At 65.0% G+C, this 16,436-nt stretch carries 18 protein-coding genes and 1 riboswitch; of the genes, 2 read left to right on the top strand and 16 right to left on the bottom strand.

The window, feature by feature from the left end:
* Window positions 1-16: 16 nt before the first annotated feature.
* The 14 genes from dprA to SBP01_RS11355 form a co-directional block, all read right to left on the bottom strand.
* Window positions 17-1,201: a DNA-processing protein DprA gene (gene dprA, locus SBP01_RS11290; protein ID WP_320535835.1), complete on the bottom strand. Its 1,185-nt coding sequence runs from the start codon at window positions 1,199-1,201 to the stop codon at window positions 17-19.
* A gap of 14 nt (window positions 1,202-1,215) precedes the next feature.
* Complete coding sequence (locus SBP01_RS11295) at window positions 1,216-2,760, bottom strand: YifB family Mg chelatase-like AAA ATPase (protein ID WP_320535836.1); 1,545 nt, start codon at window positions 2,758-2,760, stop codon at window positions 1,216-1,218.
* Window positions 2,761-3,117 carry a YraN family protein gene (locus tag SBP01_RS11300; protein WP_320535837.1) on the bottom strand — a complete coding sequence of 119 codons (357 nt, stop codon included), beginning with the start codon at window positions 3,115-3,117 and terminating at the stop codon, window positions 2,761-2,763.
* Window positions 3,118-3,247: 130 nt separating this feature from the next.
* Window positions 3,248-3,574, bottom strand: a complete 327-nt coding sequence (locus tag SBP01_RS11305; RefSeq protein WP_320535838.1) for a DUF2469 domain-containing protein — start codon at window positions 3,572-3,574, stop codon at window positions 3,248-3,250.
* 74 nt (window positions 3,575-3,648) lie between these two features.
* Entirely contained in the window at window positions 3,649-4,449 is an 801-nt protein-coding gene (locus tag SBP01_RS11310; RefSeq protein WP_414004217.1) for a ribonuclease HII, read from the bottom strand.
* Between the two features lie 2 nt (window positions 4,450-4,451).
* Entirely contained in the window at window positions 4,452-5,270 is an 819-nt protein-coding gene (gene lepB / locus SBP01_RS11315) for a signal peptidase I (RefSeq protein ID WP_320535839.1), read from the bottom strand.
* On the bottom strand, window positions 5,271-5,948 hold the full coding sequence (gene lepB / locus SBP01_RS11320; RefSeq protein WP_320535840.1) for a signal peptidase I: 678 nt from the start codon (window positions 5,946-5,948) through the stop codon (window positions 5,271-5,273).
* Between the two features lie 83 nt (window positions 5,949-6,031).
* Entirely contained in the window at window positions 6,032-6,391 is a 360-nt protein-coding gene (gene rplS / locus SBP01_RS11325; protein WP_275215687.1) for a 50S ribosomal protein L19, read from the bottom strand.
* Window positions 6,392-6,640: 249 nt separating this feature from the next.
* Window positions 6,641-7,468: a tRNA (guanosine(37)-N1)-methyltransferase TrmD gene (gene trmD / locus SBP01_RS11330; RefSeq protein ID WP_320535841.1), complete on the bottom strand. Its 828-nt coding sequence runs from the start codon at window positions 7,466-7,468 to the stop codon at window positions 6,641-6,643.
* Window positions 7,469-8,014 carry a ribosome maturation factor RimM gene (gene rimM / locus SBP01_RS11335; protein WP_320535842.1) on the bottom strand — a complete coding sequence of 182 codons (546 nt, stop codon included), beginning with the start codon at window positions 8,012-8,014 and terminating at the stop codon, window positions 7,469-7,471.
* 113 nt (window positions 8,015-8,127) lie between these two features.
* The gene (locus SBP01_RS11340) at window positions 8,128-8,370 is read right to left on the bottom strand and encodes an RNA-binding protein (protein ID WP_056349097.1); all 243 of its coding nucleotides are present in this window, start codon (window positions 8,368-8,370) and stop codon (window positions 8,128-8,130) included.
* A 1-nt stretch (window position 8,371) separates the two neighbouring features.
* The gene (gene rpsP, locus SBP01_RS11345) at window positions 8,372-8,788 is read right to left on the bottom strand and encodes a 30S ribosomal protein S16 (protein WP_190989827.1); all 417 of its coding nucleotides are present in this window, start codon (window positions 8,786-8,788) and stop codon (window positions 8,372-8,374) included.
* A 208-nt stretch (window positions 8,789-8,996) separates the two neighbouring features.
* Window positions 8,997-9,434 carry a hypothetical protein gene (locus tag SBP01_RS11350; protein WP_320535843.1) on the bottom strand — a complete coding sequence of 146 codons (438 nt, stop codon included), beginning with the start codon at window positions 9,432-9,434 and terminating at the stop codon, window positions 8,997-8,999.
* Between the two features lie 114 nt (window positions 9,435-9,548).
* On the bottom strand, window positions 9,549-10,424 hold the full coding sequence (locus tag SBP01_RS11355; protein ID WP_275215684.1) for a VOC family protein: 876 nt from the start codon (window positions 10,422-10,424) through the stop codon (window positions 9,549-9,551).
* Window positions 10,425-10,541: 117 nt separating this feature from the next.
* Window positions 10,542-10,649, top strand: a riboswitch (TPP riboswitch).
* On the opposite strand from SBP01_RS11355, the gene thiC reads away from it, so the two are divergent.
* On the top strand, window positions 10,645-12,531 hold the full coding sequence (thiC, locus tag SBP01_RS11360) for a phosphomethylpyrimidine synthase ThiC (protein WP_414004218.1): 1,887 nt from the start codon (window positions 10,645-10,647) through the stop codon (window positions 12,529-12,531). It overlaps the preceding riboswitch by 5 nt.
* Here thiC and SBP01_RS11365 read toward each other — a convergent pair.
* Window positions 12,514-13,248, bottom strand: coding sequence for an alpha/beta hydrolase (locus tag SBP01_RS11365; RefSeq protein ID WP_320535844.1), 735 nt, complete (start codon window positions 13,246-13,248; stop codon window positions 12,514-12,516). The genes thiC and SBP01_RS11365 overlap by 18 nt on opposite strands.
* 102 nt (window positions 13,249-13,350) lie before the next feature.
* The gene (gene ffh, locus SBP01_RS11370) at window positions 13,351-14,931 is read right to left on the bottom strand and encodes a signal recognition particle protein (protein WP_320535845.1); all 1,581 of its coding nucleotides are present in this window, start codon (window positions 14,929-14,931) and stop codon (window positions 13,351-13,353) included.
* A gap of 99 nt (window positions 14,932-15,030) precedes the next feature.
* Here ffh and SBP01_RS11375 point away from each other — a divergent pair, with 99 nt between their 5' ends.
* The gene (locus SBP01_RS11375; protein WP_320535846.1) at window positions 15,031-16,434 is read left to right on the top strand and encodes a glucose-6-phosphate dehydrogenase; all 1,404 of its coding nucleotides are present in this window, start codon (window positions 15,031-15,033) and stop codon (window positions 16,432-16,434) included.
* Window positions 16,435-16,436 lie beyond the last annotated feature (2 nt).

Genomic DNA, 16,436 nt, shown 5'->3' on the forward strand with positions numbered 1-16,436 from the left:
TACGGGACACAGCCAATTAGCCGGAATCCTTGGCCCGCTTCCAGCCGCCGCGCTCGGAGACAGCGAGCCCCAGCAACCCGAGCCTGCCCAGCCCGGCACGGACCGATTCAACGCTGAGGCCGGCGACGGCACACAACTTCTCCACCGAGGTGGTTGAGCGAAGGGGCAGGGCATCGAGCAGGATCAGGTCTTCCAACGTCAGGCCATCGTGCTCGGCCTGCCGCGCCGCACCCGGCTCAGTGAGTGCCTCGCCACTGGGTGAAGCCAGTTCGGCGATCTCAGCGGCGTCGGTCACGCAGACGGCGCCCCCGTCACGGAGCAGGCGATGGCAGCCGGCCGAATTCGCACTGTGAACGGAACCAGGGACCGCCCCGACGGCCCGGCCAAGATTCTCCGCATGATGGGCCGTATTCAGCGCTCCCGACCGCCACCGGGCTTCCACCACCACGGTCACTGCGGCCAGGGCAGCGATGAGTCTGTTCCGTTGAAGAAAGCGGTAACGGGTAGGTGCCGATCCCGGCGGGACCTCGGCGAGCACAGCTCCCTGGTTGCACACGGCCCGGAGGAGGTCTTCGTTGCCGGAGGGGTAGAACCGGTCCACGCCACCTGCCATGACAGCAATGGTCGGGACGGGACCGGATCCCCCGGCCAACGCCGCCCTGTGGGCATGAGCATCTATACCGTACGCGCCCCCGGAAACGAGGGTGAAGCCCCGCTGCGCCAGAGAGTAGGCCAGGTCCCCCGTCACGGAGGCGCCGTAGCTGGTGCTGTCGCGCGAGCCCACCAGCGCCACGCTGCGGGCCGCCCCAGGAAGTTCCTGCTCCACGCCCCGCCACCAGAGGCAGATGGGCTCGTGAATGCCCAGGTCTCCGAGCTGTTTGGGCCAGAGCTCATCTGACGGGATGATCACCCGTCCGCCCAGGCGGGCCATCGTTGCCAGATCGCGTTCGGGGGCCAGATCCGGGATGCGCGGCGCCCACCGCTTCCGCGCTGCAGACAGGCCGCCCCAACTGGAGCCGGCGCCGTTGTCAGCCAGCAGACCCGTGATTTCCTGCTCCAGCCCCGGCCCAGGCGTAGCCTGGCCCGTGGCAATCCGCAGCGCATCTTCGGCGCCAGCCGCCTGAACGAGCGCGAGGGCCGCCGCATCCTGGGGTTCCATCAGCCGCGACAGCGCTGCCCGGGCAATCCGTTCGTTGTCCATACTGTATCCGTCCTTCATGCAGCTGCCGAGGCAGCCTGCCGCAGGCCAAGGGCCTGGCCGATGTCGTTGGTGTCCGGCGAGTCGCGGTGCGACAGGTCCGCCAGCGTCCAGGCCAGCCGCAGCACCCTGTCATAACCCCTGGCCGTCAGCACGCCCCGCTCCAGGGAATGGTCCAGAATCCGGGTGGCCGATGCCGGCAGCCGTAACGCTCCGCGCAGGATCCGGCCGGGCACTTGGGCGTTCGTTTCCAGCCCGAGTGGGTGCAGCCGTTCCGCTTGCCGTCCGCGGGCGTCCCTCACCCTGCCTGCCACCGCGGCGGTGTCTTCCTCGGCCCCCGCCTGGCCAAAGTCTGCCAGTGACACGCGCTCCACCTGGAGCTGGATATCCACCCGGTCCAGGAGCGGGCCCGACATCCTTGCCACGTAGCGGCGCCTCATCATGGGCGTGCAAGTGCAGTCCAGGCCCTTTCCCGAGGCTTTGCCGCAGGGACACGGATTCGCTGCCAGGACCAGCTGGAAGCGGGCAGGGTAGGCGGCTGTTCCAGCCGACCGGTGAATGACCAGCTCGCCGCTTTCCAACGGTTGTCGCAGGGCGTCCAGGACCCTGCGTTCGTACTCCGGTGCCTCGTCCAGGAACAGCACCCCGCGGTGTGCACGCGATGCCGCACCGGGGCGCGGCAATCCGGATCCGCCGCCGATGATCGCCGCCGCCGTGGCTGAGTGATGGGGGTTCTCAAACGGCGGACGCCGTAAAAGGTGGGCGGTGGACGAAGGCAGCCCGCACAGTGAGTGGATGGCTGTAACTTCCATGGCCTCGTTATCGGCCAGGTCCGGCAGGAGCCCGGGAAGCCGCTCCGCAAGCATGGTTTTTCCCGCGCCGGGCGGTCCTGTCAGAAGCAGGTGGTGGGCCCCGGCGGCGGCCACCTCCAGCGCGCGCCGGGCATCACCCTGGCCGGAGACATCGGCCATGTCCGGGACAGCAGGGGCATCCTGTGCGGCATCCCCGTCACCGGGCTCGTCGTCGGGTTCGAAGTCCAGTGCCAGTTCCTGCGGATCCGCCCCGAAATCGAAGGCAAGCCGGGCGAGGGTCCGGTATCCCCTGACACTGGCCCCGGGGACCAGCGCTGCCTCGGCGAGGTTGGCCTGCGCTACCACCACGTCCTGATAGCCGGCCTGCACAGCGGCCATCACTGCGGGCAGGATCCCGCGTATGGGCCGGAGGCGTCCGTCCAGGCCGAGTTCGGCAATGAAGACAGTCCGGTCGGTGGGCCGGATGTCATTCGCGGCCCGCAGGACGGCCATGGTGACGGCAAGGTCAAAGCCCGAACCGCGTTTGGGCAGCGACGCCGGGATGAGGTTGGCTGTGATCTTCCGCCTGCTCAAGGGAATGCCTGAGTTTTTCGCTGCGGACCGGATCCGCTCTTTGGCCTCATTGAGGGCCGCGTCCGGCAGGCCGAGAATCACGAATGCGGGCAACGTCTGGCCGATGTCGGCCTCGACCTCGACGATGTATCCGTTCAAACCCACCAGCGCCACGGAGTAGGTCCGGCCGAGTGCCATCTACCCCACCCCCCGAAGGTGTTCCACCAGAGGGTCGCCGCCGCCGTCGTCCACTACGGCAACCACATCCACGCGCCGCAACGGCATTCTCAGCTCGCGGTCCCGGCACCAGGCGGCACCGAGCCGATGGAGGCGGGCGAGCTTCGCCGCGCCCACAGCTTCAAAGGGGTGCCCGTAGTCCAAGGACCGCCGGGTTTTCACCTCGGCGATCACCAGTGCGTCCCCGTCCAGTGCCACAATGTCTATTTCGCCTTCGGTGCAGCGCCAGTTCCGCTCCACCACCAGCATGCCCAGCGATTCAAGATACCCGGCGGCGAGCTCCTCGCCGCGCCGGCCCAACAGGTCTTTAGGTTTCATTTCTACCTCCGCTCCAAGCCTGCGGCGGCTGGAGGGCGGGCGGCGAAAAGTTATCGGCCTATGTGGGTAACCTCAGACCATCACGTGACAAGGCGGCTTGTGGAGGAAGAGAGACGGACGTCGGGTGCCGTCAGTTGCCGAGGTCAACGTCCTTGGGCAATGCCAGTTCCTCGTTGCGCGGCAGTTCCTCGACGTTGACATCCTTGAAGGTCAGCACCCGGACCGTCTTTACAAACCGGGCCGAGCGGTACACGTCCCACACCCAGGCGTCCTGCAGGGTCAGGTCGAAGTACACCTCACCGTCCGCGCTGCGTGCCTGGAGGTCAACATGATTGGCGAGGTAGAACCGGCGCTCCGTTTCGACGACATAGCTGAAGAGCCCGACGACGTCCCGGTATTCACGGTAGAGCTGCAGCTCCATGTCGGTTTCAAAGTTTTCAAGATCCTCAGCGCTCATGCTTCCATCTTGCACCATCAAGGACGCCCGGGTCGCCCGGGCACGGGATCATGCGCCCCGCGAGGCGTCGGGAATCAGAGGTCCCCGCCCAGGAGGTTCCAGCTCACCCGGTGGTAGGGGGTGGGGCCGGCCGCCCGGAGCGCGTCGCGGTGGATGGTTGTGGCGTAACCCTTGTTGATGTCCCAGCCATAACCGGGATATTCGGTGTGCAGCCCGCGCATCTGCTGGTCGCGCTCCACTTTGGCGATCACACTGGCGGCCGCCACGCTGAGGCATTGCATGTCCGCTTTGACCTTGGTGTGGACCGGAGCCTCGCAGCCTTGTTCCAGCACCGGCTCCTCGAACAGGGACAACTGTCCTGCCGGCGAGAGCCAGTTGTGGCTGCCATCGAGCAGCACAATGTCCGGGCTCACGCCAGCGGCGAGGATCTCCAACCAGGCCCGGGTCCCTGCCAGCCGCAGTGCGGCGATGATTCCCAGTGCGTCGATCTCCTGCGCGGAGGCGTGCCCCACTGCCGACGCCACACTCCAGCTCCGCACCAGGGGTTCCAGCCGCTCCCTTTCGGGGGGACTGAGCAGTTTGCTGTCGCGCACGCCTGCCAACGGTTTTTGGGTGAGGAGGTCCACCACGGCAATTCCTACGCTCACGGGCCCGGCCAGGGCTCCGCGCCCCACTTCGTCGACGCCTGCCAGGTAGCGGGCGCCCTGGGCCTTAAACGTCCGCTCATGCCGAAGCGTGGGAGCTTTGGAACGGGGCCCCGTGGCAGGACGTGCCCGCGGCCCGGCAGGAGCCGCAGCAGGGGCAGGAGCCGGAGAAGGGGCAAGAGCGGCAGGAAGGGCAGCGGAAGCCGGGACTGCTGGTGAGGCTGTGGACACGGCTACTTCCCTGCGGGCACGTTCCGGAAGACGTCAGGGTAGTTGTCCAGGACGGAGATCCGGTTGAGCGGCCACGCGATGACAGCAGCCTTGCCCTCCACATCAACCAGATCGACGAAGCCGCCGTTGACATCCTGATGCGAGCGGGAATCCGCCGAGTGGTTGCGGTTATCGCCCATGACCCACACCTTCCCTTCCGGAACAACGACGTCAAATTCGCGGATCTGAGGTTCCTCGGCGGTGTTGACGTAGGTTTCATCAAGCGAGGTTCCGTTAATGGTCAGTTTACCGGCGGCGTCGCAGCAGATCACATGGTCTCCGGGGAGCCCGATGACCCTCTTGACGAGGTGCTGCTCCGAACTGTCGGGCAGCAGGCCAACGAACGTCAGGCCGTCCTGTACCCACGTAAAGGGACCCGAATCCTTCTCCGGTGCCGCGGCCAGCCAGCCCTGGGTGTCCCGGAAGACCACCACGTCGCCGCGGGAAAGGGCGAACGGCTCGGGCACCAGGAGGTTCACGAAGATCCGGTCGTTGACGTCCAGCGTGTTCACCATTGACTCGGAAGGGATGTAAAACGCCCGGAACAGGAACGTCTTGATGAGGAAGGACAGCACCACGGCAATGACCACCACAGTGGCTACTTCCTTCAGCCACACAAGGATCTGGCTGGGCGCGCCGTCCGTTGCCTTCGAAGATCCGCGCCTGCCACGTTCCGGTGACGACGGCGGCACTTCAGTACCGCCGTCGGTAACTGGCTGAGCGGCACTTCCTGAAACGCCGTCACGAGGCGTCTCAGGTGTCGGCGCATTGTTCTCGGGCATCTACGGTCCGTTCTCTGTGGTTGGTCCTGCCGCGGGCGGCCGTGGTACTTCTGCAAATCTATCAAGCGGCCAGACGATTTGGACCGGCCTGCCAATAACCCTGGACAAAGGCACCATGCCGCCGCCCGGGGCGCCGAGCAGGCTTCGTGAATCAGCGGAAACCGAACGGTGGTCGCCCAGGAGCCAAAGCCTTCCCGCTGGTACCACGGCAGTGAATACCTGGGTGCTGGGCTTGTCTCCGGGGAAGAGGTAGGGCTCCTCCAGGGCGGTCCCGTTCACGGTGATTTTTCCGCCGGCGTCGCAGCAGATCACGGTATCTCCTGGAAGCCCGATGACCCTTTTAACATAAGTCGTGTCGCTTCCGGCGAGGCCGAGCCACTGGGCGGCCGCGGTGACGGAATCCAGCACGGGACCCTTTCCGCTGTTCAGCGGGGCAAAGGATCCCCGGCCGTCAAAGACGACGATGTCGCCCCGGCGGATCGGCTCCTTGTCGAAGTCCGTCCTTGAGACCAGGATGCGGTCGCCGTCTTCAAGGACGGGTTCCATGGAGTCGGAGGGGATGAAATAGACGTCAAGCCATAGTGAACGGATAAGTCCGCTGACAACCACGGCCAGGAAAAGCGCCAGGAACGCAAAACGCCAGCCCGTTCTTCCGGGCTGGCGTTTTGTCTGGTCCATGTTCCGTATTTCCTGGGGCGCTGTTGCTGGTGGCTCTGGCGCTGCCCTGGCACGGCTGGGCCTGCTTTGTAGGTCCTGAGGACTTACTTGGCGGTCTGGAAGTCGCGCTTTTCCTTGATCTTTGCAGCCTTACCGCGCAGTTCACGCATGTAGTAAAGCTTGGCGCGGCGCACGTCACCCTTGGTGACGAGTTCGATCTTGTCGATGATCGGGGAGTGAACCGGGAAGGTTCGCTCCACGCCGACGCCGAAGGAAACCTTGCGGACCGTGAAGGTTTCGCGGATGCCGTCGCCCTGGCGGCCCAGGACGAAGCCCTGGAAGACCTGGACACGGGAGTTCTTGCCTTCGATGATGTTCACGTGAACCTTGAGGGTGTCACCCGCGCGGAACTCGGGAACATCGCTGCGCAGCGAGGCTGCATCTACGGAATCGAGAATATGCATAATTGCACTCCTGGTGAACGCCACAGGTCATTCACTTTGGGTTACGGCGGACAGGCCCGGGAACGCAGGACGTCCCGGAGATTGCCGCCGAAAGTTAAGTGGTCCGGTTCTTCCACTGATTGAAAGTACCGGTTGTCCAAGCTGTTGGTTGCGCTCCCCCTGTGGCAGGTGCGGACCCAGCAGACACAAAGACTAATTTTGCCACACTCGCGGCCCTTCAGCCAATTGCCGTTGCTGCAGTCGATCCCGCTAGGCCGAAGCGCCTGCGCCCCGCTGGGCGTCCTCACCGTCCACCGGTGGCCGGGCGCGGAGGTGACCGTCGACGACGTCGTACCCGAGTTCGTAGAGAGCAGTCCGGTCGGCGCGCGGCAGCTTTCCGGCGTCGAACGTTTCGAGCAGGTCGGGGCGGCGTTCCGCCGTCCGCCGGTACTGTTGGTGGCGGCGCCACTGCGCGATTTTCCCGTGGTTGCCGCTCAGGAGCACCGCCGGCACCTCCCGGTCCCGCCACACGGACGGCTTGGTGTAGACCGGATATTCGAGCAGCCCGTCGGAGTGGGACTCCTCCACCAGGGATTCGGGGTTGCCCACCACGCCGGGCAGGAGCCTGCCGATGGCCTCGACCATGGCCAGGACGGCCACTTCGCCACCATTGAGTACGTAGTCACCCAGGCTCACCGGCCGCACCGTAAAGTGCTCGGCCGCCCATTCGATCACACGCTCATCGATTCCTTCGTAGCGGCCGCAGGCAAAAACAAGCTGCCCCTCTTCGGCGAGCTCATAAGCAAGTGCCTGGGTAAACCGCTCCCCTGCCGGTGACGGAACGATCAGCACCGGTTTGGTCCCGCTGCCCTCCCCGGCCACCGAGGCCAGCGCCTGCGCCCAGGGCTCGGCCTTCATCACCATGCCGGCCCCGCCACCGTAAGGGGTGTCATCCACGGTGCGGTGCCTGTCGGTGGTGAACGCGCGAAGATCATGGACGTGGAGGTCCAGCAGGCCATCCTGCCGGGCCTTCCCGATGAGCGAAAGTTCCAGGGGAGCCAGGTATTCGGGAAAAATGCTGACGACGTCGATTCTCATCTACGCGTTGCCCTCAGCTTCGCCGGGCGCAGTGTCGTCGGAGTTGATCTCAAAGAGCCCGTCAGGCGGCGTGAGCAGGATGTAACCCCCGGCAACATTAACCTCCGGAACAATCTGCTCAACGAAGGGGATAAGGATTTCCTTGCCGTCAGCGTCTTCAATCACCAGCAGGTCCTGGACCGGCAGGGTGTGCAGGGCGGCAACCTTGCCCACCACCTGAGAGCCCACCCTGGCTTCGAGGCCTACCAGTTCGTGCTCATACCAGCCTTCGTCGTCATCCTCATCCAGCTCTTCGGTTTCGATGAACAGCTTCGCCCCGCGGAGGGTTTCGGCCTGGTTGCGGGTTTCGATCTGCTCGAAGGCGAGCAGCAGAATGTCTTTATTCCAGCGGGCACTCTCAACAGTCAGCGGCCCGGCTGAGGCCGGCTCCACCACAAACTCGGTGCCCGGGACAAACCGGTCGGCGGGAGCATCAGTGAGCACCTGGACCGTCACTTCCCCGCGGATTCCGTGCGGTTTGCCGATTCGTGCCACCTGAAGCTGCATGTGTTCCTCTGTTCGGTCGTGGGATGAGCCACGGTGTTGGGATGAAAGCACTCCGGCCCCTCCACCTTGACAGGTGGAAGGGCCGGAGCAAAAAAACTGGTACTGCCGAGCGCTTAGCGGCGACGGTCGGTGTCGACGACGTCGACCCTTACCGGTTCGCCGTCTGCCAGTGCCGCAACCACGGTGCGCAATGCACGTGCGGTGCGCCCCTGGCGGCCGATCACCCGTCCCAGGTCATCCTGGTGAACCCGGACCTCGAGGGTGTCCCCGCGCCGGTTGTTCTTGGAGCTGACCTTGACGTCTTCCGGCGAATCAACGATTCCCCGGACCAGGTGTTCGAGCGCTTCTGCCAGCAATCTACTCAGCCTCGGTGGCTTCTGCTTCGGCCGGGGCCTCGGCGGCGTCAGACTGCTTCGCCTTCTTGGTGATGGCTTCCGGGATGATCACGGAACCCTTTTCCGGGGCAACAAAGGCAGCCTTGGGAGCTTTGGTCTTCAGGGTGCCTTCCTGGCCCGGCAGGCCCTTGAACTTCTGCCAGTCACCGGTGATCTTGAGGATCGCGGCAACCTGCTCGGACGGCTGTGCGCCGACGCCGAGCCAGTACTGGGCGCGGTCCGTGTCGACCTCGATGTATGAGGGCTCTTCGGTGGGGTGGTACTTGCCGATCTCTTCGATGGCACGGCCGTCACGCTTGGAGCGTGCGTCCATAACGACGATGCGGTAGTACGGTGCGCGCATCTTGCCGAAGCGCTTAAGGCGAATCTTTACGGCCACTTTTGTGGTCACTCCTGTTTCAGAAAAGGGGTGAACCGACGTTCTGCACCCGTGGGGCGGGCCATACTTGCGGGTTCTAAGGACAGGATCCGGACGCGGAGAGAGGGGCCACGCAGATCGAGTACCTGTTTATTGTGCCAGATCAGCGTCAGGATTTCGACTTGACACGGGTCGGGGCCGGCGGGGCGGACCCGAAAACGCCAGGATACTAGGAGGACCAGACGTACAAACCGGTCCGGTCGGCGTCGTCAACTCCACTGGCCAGCTCAGCGAGCTGCTGGATGTAGGTGCGGGCGTCGGCGGCACCGAACGGCATATCGTCCTGGGCGGCCCACTTTTCGGCGACGTCGTCCAGCACGTTGCCCTCGCCCTCGGTTTCGTAGGTGAGGAGGTCCGCGAGAGCCCGCACCATGGCCGGGGGTACGCCAAGAAGGGAGTCGCTGGAAACGTCCACCATTGCGAGTTCATAGCCTTCGCCGCCGGCATGTACAGCCGTGCCGGCGAGGTCGCCCAGCTGCTCGATCTCGAAGTCACTGACGCCCGGGATCCTCAGCCCTGGTCCCGACGGCGAGCCGCCGGCATCGAGCACGCCGGCGCGTTTCAGCGCGGCATCGTGGCTAGCTACAAAGATTTCAGTGAAGCCCATGGGAACAGCCCTCATTCCGTCGACGGTGCGGCCCGCGCGGGCAGCACCCAGTGCAGCCCCGGCCGTTCAAAATCAGCCTAGTGCATGGCAGGGCTGACTTCCGGCCAGGGTCAGTCAGCGGACAGCAACGCGGATGTTGTTGCGCCACGGATCCTCAAAGCGCAACTCGGCACCTGTGTGGTGGGAGGCCACTCCGGCGACTTTCAGGCGGTCAGCGAGGGCGCCGACGTCGTCTCCGGACGGCACTTCGATGAGCACTTCGCCGAGGCCGAGGGTGTCCTTGCGGGGGCCGGCGCCGCGGCTGTTCCAGACGTTCATGGCCATGTGGTGGTGATAGCGGCCGGCCGAGACGAACAGGGCCTGCCCGTGCCAACCGGCGGTCTTTTCAAATCCCAGAGTGCCCACATAGAACTCGTGCGCTGAGTGGACGTCCCCCACCTGCAAGTGGATGTGCCCCACTCCGGCTTCGGTTCCCAGCTGGCTGTCCAGGGATTCCTGGCTGAGGTGCTGTTCAAGGTAGCGCTGGGGTGGGAGCGCCAGGCTGTCCATTACTACTTCGGTGCCGTTCCAGGACCAGTTCTTGCGGGGCCGGTCCCAGTAAAGCTCAATGCCGTTGCCCTCGGGGTCGTTGAAGTAGAAGGCCTCGCTCACCAGGTGGTCGGCGCTGCCGGTGAAAAGCCGGGGCTCGTACTGGGCAGCGGTGGCCACGGTGGCAGCCAGCGCGGCCTGGTCTTCGAAAAGGAGGGCCGTGTGGAACAGGCCGGCTTCTCCCCTGCCCGGCAGATGCAGCGAAGGAGCAGGGGCCAGGTGGACCAGGGGACGCTGGCGGCGGCCAAGGTACAGGCCGCCGTCTTCTTCGGCGACGATTTCCAGGCCCAGGGCCCGCTGGTAGTAGTCGGTCATCAGCTTCATGTCACCTACCTTGAGCATCACCGTGCCCATGGAGAGGTCGGCAGGAAGTAGATCCTGTGTGGTGGCTTCTGCAGTCATGTGAACGCTCCCGGTCCGCCGGCCTTCGGAGTGAAAGCCGCTATGCATCTAATTTACTTGAAGCTTCAATTTAATTCAAGTGTTCTTCGGGCATCCCTACCGGCTGTGGTAGCTTCGTCTTGACCACACGGGTGCCCTTGCAGGGGCTGAGATCGGGCTGACGCGGCCTGCGACCGTTGAACCTGTCCGGGTAATGCCGGCGAAGGAAGTGAGTATTCCCTTGAGTACGCAAAAAGCATGGCCCCTCCCTGTCCAAAATGCCACTGCCACCACCTTGGCGGCCACGGACACTGAAGCTGCCGTATCCGGGCCGGCACAGGACCGGTCTCCGGAAACCCAGTCCCTGAAGTCCCACTCGTTGGCGTTCATCGATGACGCATCTTCCGGAATCAGGGTGCCGGTCACGGAAATTGCCCTCGAGCCGTCACCCAACGGCGAGGCGAACGGCCCCTTCCGGGTCTACCGGACGTCCGGTCCGGGCAGCGATCCCGTGGTGGGTCTGAGCCCGTTCCGGCTTCCCTGGATTGTGGCGCGCGCTGACACCGAACCGTATAGCGGGAGGGAACGGAACCTGCTCGACGACGGCAAGTCGGCCGTGCGCCGCGGCGCCGCCTCCGCGGAGTGGAAAGGGGCGCAACCGGTGCCCCGCCGCGCCGTCGGAGGCAAAACCGTCACACAGATGCGCTACGCCCGGCAGGGACAGGTGACGCCGGAGATGAGGTTCGTTGCGCTGCGCGAAAACTGCGACGTGGAACTGGTCCGCAGCGAAGTGGCCGCCGGCCGCGCCATTATCCCCAACAACATCAACCATCCCGAATCCGAGCCCATGATCATCGGCAAGGCATTCCTGGTGAAGATCAACGCCAACATCGGCAACTCGGCCGTCACCAGCTCCATCGCCGAGGAAGTGGACAAGCTGCAGTGGGCCACCCAGTGGGGTGCAGACACCGTGATGGATCTTTCCACCGGCGACGACATCCACACCACCCGTGAATGGCTCATCCGCAACTCCCCCGTCCCCATCGGCACCGTGCCCATCTACCAGGCGCTGGAGAAAGTCAACGGGGAGGCCAACAAGCTGACTTGGGAGATTTTCCGCGACACGGTCATCGAACAGTGTGAGCAGGGCGTGGATTACATGACTATCCACGCCGGCGTACTACTGCGCTATGTGCCGCTGACGGCCAACCGCGTGACGGGGATCGTCTCGCGCGGCGGGTCGATCATGGCGGGCTGGTGCCTTGCCCATCACCAGGAGAACTTCCTGTACACCCACTTCGATGAACTGTGCGAAATCTTCGCCAAGTACGACGTCGCGTTCTCGCTGGGCGACGGGCTGCGCCCGGGGGCCACGGCGGACGCCAACGACGCCGCCCAGTTCGCGGAACTGGACACGCTCGCCGAGCTCACCCGGCGCGCCTGGCAATACGACGTTCAGGTGATGGTGGAGGGCCCCGGCCACGTGCCGTTCCACCTGGTCCGGGAGAATGTGGAGCGCCAACAGGAGCTCTGCAACGGGGCCCCGTTTTATACGCTGGGGCCTCTGGTCACGGATATCGCTCCGGGCTATGACCACATCACCTCGGCGATCGGGGCGACGGAGATCGCCCGGTACGGTACCGCCATGCTCTGCTACGTCACACCCAAAGAACACCTGGGCCTGCCCAACAAGGACGACGTCAAGACCGGGGTGATCACCTACAAGATCGCCGCCCACGCCGCCGACCTCGCCAAGGGCCACCCCGGCGCACACGAGCGGGACGATGCCCTGTCCAAGGCCAGGTTCGAGTTCCGTTGGCGCGACCAGTTTGCGCTGTCCCTGGATCCGGTGACCGCCGAGGCATTCCATGATGAGACACTGCCGGCCGAGCCCGCGAAGACCGCACATTTTTGCTCCATGTGCGGTCCGAAGTTCTGCTCCATGAAGATCAGCCAGGACATCCGGGACGAATACGGTTCCGCCGATGCGCAGGCCGCCATTGCCGGGATTTACAGCGGCATGCGGGAAAAGAGTGAGGAGTTCCTGGCCAGGGGCGGGAAGGTCTATTTGCCCGAACTTAAGCTAGCCCAAGGGGCAGGAGCAGAGTCCTCAGGAGGCCTGGACTGACGGTGACCGGCTGACGCCGGCAATGAAAGACCGGATGGCACGGTCGCCTTCGATTGAATCCTGAGGCCGGTGCCCGCCCGCAGCAGTGCGGTGCAGGGCGCCGGTCTCCCGCAGATAACCGGCAATCTCCTCATAAAGCGGCTCCCATCCCCCGGTCAACACCATGGTGGGGACGCCCGGCACGATGTGCAGCGGCGCTTCCCACGATGGTGCCTGCAGCCGAAGCCTGCGCGCCGAACGCCTCTCCTCCGTGGACGCCGGCTCGTGGAGATCCACGGCGAACATGCGCCGGATGTACTCGCGCTGGAAGTCGTCGTCGCCCAGTTGATGCCGAACCTCGAAGAGGGGTTGCATGAGCGCGCGGTGCGCGGCGGTGGCCGGCAGTTCAGCAGTCAGTGACAGACACGCCGGTTCCACGAGCGTCAGTGAATACACCAAATCCGGACGCTCGACGGCTGCCATCATGGCCGAGATGGCACCCTCGGCATGCGCCACCACGTGACCGCCGGCGGCCCCCCGGCCATCGTCGGCCAGGGATCTGAGCACAATCGCGGTGTCTTCGTCAAAGGAGGAGTCAACCGGTTCAGCTGCGGCATCGAATCCGTGCCGCCGAAGAAAGAGTGCATCGTATTTCAGCGCCATGCCGTGCTGCCGCGGCCAAGCCGCCGCACCGAACGGTCCGGCGCCGTGCACGAACACTATCCTCTGCTTGAACATGACCCAACCCTATTCCACGGCAATGACATCAAAAGCAGGTAGCAGAAAGTGTCGTTTTGAGCGCTCATAACGACACTTACTGCTACCTGGTTGGGCGGGCGATTACTTGCCGAGGAACTTGTCGAAGCCCTTGGGCAGGTTCAGCTGCGAGGGATCAAAGTCGCCGGACTGCTGGCCGAAGGCAGCGCCCGTCGGCAGGGCCTTCGCCGCACCTGCGCGCCGGGCCTCGGCATCCTTGAGTTCCTGGGCCGCCTTGGCCGGGTTGCCGGAACGGGCCTTCTTCTTCGGGGCGTTCTTGCTGCCCTTCCGTGCGCCGCCCGGACCGCCCAGGCCAGGCATTCCGGGGATGCCCGGCATGCCGCCCTGGGCCATCTTCTTCATCATCTTCTGGGCCTGCGCGAAGCGCTCCAGCAGGCCGTTGACCTCGGAGACGTGCACACCGGAGCCCTTGGCGATGCGGGCGCGGCGGGAGCCGTTGATGATCTTCGGCGCCACGCGCTCGTGCGGGGTCATGGAGCGGACGATTGCCTCGACGCGGTCGATCTCACGTTCGTCGAAGTTCTCCAGCTGCTGGCGAATGTTCTGCGCGCCGGGCATCATCATGAGCATCTTCTTCATGGAGCCCATGTTGCGGATCTGCTGCATCTGCGCCAGGAAGTCGTCCAGGGTGAAGTCTTCCTGGTCGGCGAATTTCTTCGCCATCCGGGCTGCTTCGTCTTTGTCCCAGTTCTTCTCGGCCTGCTCGATGAGGGTAAGGACGTCGCCCATGTCCAGGATGCGGGAGGCCATGCGGTCCGGGTGGAAGAGCTCAAAGTCGTCCACACCTTCACCGGTGGACGCGAACATCACGGGCTTACCGGTGACGGACGCAACCGAAAGCGCGGCACCGCCGCGGGCATCGCCGTCGAGCTTTGAGAGCACAATGCCCGTGAAGTTGACCCCTTCATCAAAGGCCATCGCCGTGTTCACGGCGTCCTGGCCGATCATCGAGTCGATCACGAACAGCACTTCGTTGGGCACGATGGCGCGGCGGATCTGGCGCGCCTGCTCCATCATTTCGGCGTCGACGCCCAGCCGGCCGGCGGTATCAACGATGACGACGTCGTGCAGGGTGCGCTTGGCTTCCTCGACGCCGGCACGGGCGACGGCGACCGGGTCACCGGCCGGGTGGTCCAGTTCGGTGGAGGTGGCACCGGGGTGCGGCGCAAAGACGGGCACGCCGGCGCGCTTGCCCACCACCTGGAGCTGGGTGACGGCGTTGGGGCGCTGGAGGTCGCAGGCCACCAGCATGGGGCTGTGCCCCTGGGCCTTGAGCCACTTGGAGAGCTTGCCTGCCAGCGTCGTCTTACCGGCACCCTGGAGGCCGGCCAGCATGATGATGGTGGGGCCGGTCTTGGCAAGCCGGATGCGGCGGGTTTCGCCGCCGAGGATCTCGACCAGTTCCTCGTTGACGATCTTGACGATCTGCTGGCTGGGGTTCAGCGCACCGGATACTTCAGCCCCGAGGGAGCGTTCACGGACCCGGGCGGTGAATTCGCGCACCACTGGCACGGCAACATCGGCATCCAGGAGGGCACGGCGGATCTCGCGGACTGTGGCATCAACATCAGCCTCGGTGAGGCGGCCCTTGCCACGGAGGTTCTTGAAGGTTGCTGTCAACCGGTCAGAGAGTGAATTGAACACGCGCCGCGCACTTCTTTCAGTGGAGTTACAGGTGGAGCTACAGGGGGACTCGACTATCTAGGGTACCAAGACGGGCCTGCATGATGGCATGCTGGCAAGGTGACGAGCCAAACGAGTGTAAAAACCCTGCTCATCCTGGGGGCCTCCGGGGACCTGACCGGCCGCCTTCTCCTTCCGGGCCTGGCCCGTCTGGTGGCGAAAGGCCGCGCCGACGGCCTGACCCTGGTGGGTGCCGGCTCCGATGACTGGAGCCCTGACCAGTGGAAGGACCGGGTCCACGACGCATTCGCCGACTCCGCAAAGGATGCGGACGCCGCCGGGAGAAAAGCGCTGATCACCCTGGAGAAAGCCACCACCTACCACCAGGTGGACGTCACCGCGGAGGGGGCGCTGGCAGTATTGCTGGCCGGCCTGGAAGGTCCCACCGCCATCTACTTCGCCTTGCCGCCGAGGATCAGCCAACTGGCCTGCGAATCCCTGCACCGCGACCAGGTCCCGGCCGGAACCCGGCTGGTCATGGAGAAGCCCTTTGGCTCCAGCGAGGCCTCGGCCCGTTCCCTGAACCAGACGCTCGCCGGACTCGTTCCCGAGGACCACATCCACCGGGTGGACCATTTCCTCGGCAAGGCAACTGTGCTGAACATCCTGGGCCTGCGCTTTGCCAACAATTTCCTCGAGCCCGTCTGGAACCGGGAACACGTGGAGAAGGTGGAGATCATCTTCGACGAGGATCTGGCCCTCGAGGGGCGTGCACGGTATTACGATTCCGCCGGGGCGCTGCGGGACATGATCCAAAGCCACCTGCTGCAGATCATGGCACTGATGGCCATTGAGCCGCCCGCCACCATCGGCGAGCGCGACCTGCGCGATGCAGTGGCAACTGTGCTGCGCGCCAGCAGCATCAGCGCGCCCTACGCGAAGTCCACCCACCGTGCCAGGTACACGGCCGGTTCGATCGCGGGCAAGAAGGTCCCGGACTACGTCAAGGAGCAGGGTGTGGACGCGGCCCGGGAAACGGAAACCCTGGCGGAGGTCCGGGTGGATATCGATAACTGGCGCTGGCAGGGGGTTCCCTTCATCCTGCGCTCCGGCAAGGCCCTTGGCACCAAACGCAAAGAGGCTGTGGTGACCTTCCTCCCCGTCCCGCACCTCCCTGGCGGGTTCACCGGGGTGGACTCCCCCAACCAGCTGCGGATCGGTTTCGGCCCGGACACCCTCCAGTTCGACGTGGACGTCAACGGGCCGGGCAACATTTTCTCACTCGGCAGGGTCACCCTGAACGCGGAGCTCAGCGATTCGGAGCTGCTGCCCTACGGCGAAGTCCTCGAGGGTGTCCTGAACGGGGATCCCCTGCTTTCAGTCCGCGGGGACACCGCGGAGGACTGCTGGCGGATCCTTGAACCGGTACTGAAGGCCTGGCAGCGCGGGACCGTGCCGCTGGAAGAGTACGACGCCGGCTCGGCAGGTCCTGCAGGCTGGCAGGGTTCGGTGCCGGCGGAGTAAGC

It is taken from the genome of Pseudarthrobacter sp. IC2-21 (assembly GCF_034048115.1).
In the GTDB taxonomy this organism is placed as follows: Bacteria; Actinomycetota; Actinomycetes; order Actinomycetales; family Micrococcaceae; genus Arthrobacter; species Arthrobacter naphthalenicus.

Coding starts and splice junctions, on each gene's coding strand:
- dprA (WP_320535835.1), bottom strand. CDS start 1,201: ATGGACAACGAACGGATTGCCCGGGCAGCGCTGTCGCGGCTGATGGAA.
- SBP01_RS11295 (WP_320535836.1), bottom strand. CDS start 2,760: ATGGCACTCGGCCGGACCTACTCCGTGGCGCTGGTGGGTTTGAACGGA.
- SBP01_RS11300 (WP_320535837.1), bottom strand. CDS start 3,117: ATGAAACCTAAAGACCTGTTGGGCCGGCGCGGCGAGGAGCTCGCCGCC.
- SBP01_RS11305 (WP_320535838.1), bottom strand. CDS start 3,574: ATGAGCGCTGAGGATCTTGAAAACTTTGAAACCGACATGGAGCTGCAG.
- lepB (WP_320535839.1), bottom strand. CDS start 5,270: ATGCCCGAGAACAATGCGCCGACACCTGAGACGCCTCGTGACGGCGTT.
- lepB (WP_320535840.1), bottom strand. CDS start 5,948: ATGGACCAGACAAAACGCCAGCCCGGAAGAACGGGCTGGCGTTTTGCG.
- rplS (WP_275215687.1), bottom strand. CDS start 6,391: ATGCATATTCTCGATTCCGTAGATGCAGCCTCGCTGCGCAGCGATGTT.
- trmD (WP_320535841.1), bottom strand. CDS start 7,468: ATGAGAATCGACGTCGTCAGCATTTTTCCCGAATACCTGGCTCCCCTG.
- rimM (WP_320535842.1), bottom strand. CDS start 8,014: ATGCAGCTTCAGGTGGCACGAATCGGCAAACCGCACGGAATCCGCGGG.
- SBP01_RS11350 (WP_320535843.1), bottom strand. CDS start 9,434: ATGGGCTTCACTGAAATCTTTGTAGCTAGCCACGATGCCGCGCTGAAA.
- SBP01_RS11355 (WP_275215684.1), bottom strand. CDS start 10,424: ATGACTGCAGAAGCCACCACACAGGATCTACTTCCTGCCGACCTCTCC.
- SBP01_RS11365 (WP_320535844.1), bottom strand. CDS start 13,248: ATGTTCAAGCAGAGGATAGTGTTCGTGCACGGCGCCGGACCGTTCGGT.